The sequence below is a fragment of the Pedobacter sp. 01T416_2 genome (genome assembly GCF_056398925.1).
The window spans coordinates 1-1,821 of the sequence record NZ_JBFTQI010000999.1 but is presented as its reverse complement, the minus strand read 5'-3'; the positions used below and the strand labels follow the sequence as shown (position 1 = coordinate 1,821).

Genomic DNA, 1,821 nt, shown 5'->3' with positions numbered 1-1,821 from the left:
AGCTGCTTTCGATCAATCAGAGGGTGTAAGTGAGCAATTGAATGTGTACTGGCGAAACCAGGTTTTACCGGGTATTGACGAGTATTGGGGTTTCGATCGCTCAACTTTCACGCTACAGAACAAAAGCATTTTCGAATCGGTTCAGCGTTCTTACATCGGCAGGTTAAATTACGATTATGGCAAGAAATACTTTATTGAAGCAATTGCTCGTATGGATGCATCTTCAAATTTTGCACCTGGCAACCGATGGGGCTTGTTTCCAAGTGTTGGTTTAGGATGGGCAATAAGTGAAGAAGATTTTTTTAAAGACAACGTCAAATTTGTAGATCGTTTAAAAGTTAGAGCCAATTATGGATTGGTGGGAGAAAGCAGGATTAATGCCAGGTTATGGCAATCGAGATACACAGTTGATCCGGCAGGATACCTATATAATGAAACATTAACCGGTGGACTCAATCCTGAGATCATGCCTAATCCTGATATTACCTGGGAAAAGGCCCGTACTTTCAACTTAGGTTTAGACGCCTCTTTTTTGAAAAACAAAATCAATTTCACCTACGAATTTTACCACAGGTATTCTTACGATATGTTTGATAAAGGGAACAATGAAAATTTCCCAATGTATGCAGGCTTTGAAGCACCACTGCTAAATTACCAGCAGCGTACCAATTGGGGACATGAGTTTTCAATAGGTTATAAAGCAAAAATTGATAAAAACTGGGGTGTAAATACCGATATTCTCTTTGGTTTTGCCAATAGTCGGATTGATCAGATGTTTTATAATGAATTTCAGTTATGGGATATTACCTATCCTGATTTAAAATACCAGTTCGGAACGGATCCCAATAAATATAACAGTGGCAACTATGGATTGATTTCGAAGGGGATGCTGAGAACACAAGCGGATGTAGATGCACTTCTCAATCAATACCCAACATATACCATTAACAACAGGGTACCACAAGTTGGTTGGCTGTATTATGAAGATACTAATGGCGATGGAAAAATTACTGAAAAAGATCAGGTTCCTATGTTCGAGTCTACCAATTCTTTTGGTATTGGCTTTAATGTGGCCATTTCTTACAAAACATTGAGTTTAAGTACAAACTTTGTAACCAGGTTTGGCGGAAAGGTGTTTTTTGATAGCAAATCAAAAGCACCTGCAAGTACTACGGTTAATGTTCCGGCTTATTGGCGCGATCACTGGACACCAGAAAATCCAAATGCAGAATTTCCAAGGTTTGATGATGCCGGTATAGCAGCCGGTTGGAATTCGACTTTCTGGGCCAGAAGCGGCACAATGATCAGGATAAACAATATGACCTTAACCTATAAGATGCCCAAAAGCTTGCTTAGCAGGGTCGGTATCGCAGATTCTCGATTGGTTTTAACAGGAAACAACCTATGGACTATCGTAAATCCGCTCAAATACAAAGATCCGTACTCTTCAACAATTTATGACTATCCAACTCTGAGGACAATTTCCTTAGGCTTGAATATAAGTTTATAAAGGTTACAAACTTAAAATCTGAACAATGAAATTTAAATATAAAAATACTTTGGCAATTGGCATGCTTGCTATGCTGATGGCATCTTTTTCGGGATGTAAGAAAGATTTCTTCGATGTAAAAGACAGAAATGGGATTGACTCCAGAATATGGGACAATGAAGGGGCAATACAGTTCCTATTAAATGATACCTATGACGTTGTTATGCCCGATTTCCCTTACGAGTTGGCTGCTAACAATGTAATATACGCAAGTGATGAAGACCGTTTTTCTTCATCAGAAAGTATTATGCGCAAAGCAATTGGCGTAAACG

At 38.8% G+C, this 1,821-nt stretch carries 1 protein-coding gene and 1 pseudogene; both read left to right on the top strand.

Translation table 11 applies throughout. The features are described 5' to 3' along the window. Positions 1-1,510 (top strand): SusC/RagA family TonB-linked outer membrane protein (locus AC1DPQ_RS26695; RefSeq protein ID WP_477611425.1); only part of this gene is annotated, 1,510 nt, incomplete at its 5' end. Positions 1,511-1,535: 25 nt separating this feature from the next. Beyond that, a pseudogene (locus tag AC1DPQ_RS26690) lies at positions 1,536-1,821 on the top strand (hypothetical protein); the annotation flags it as partial.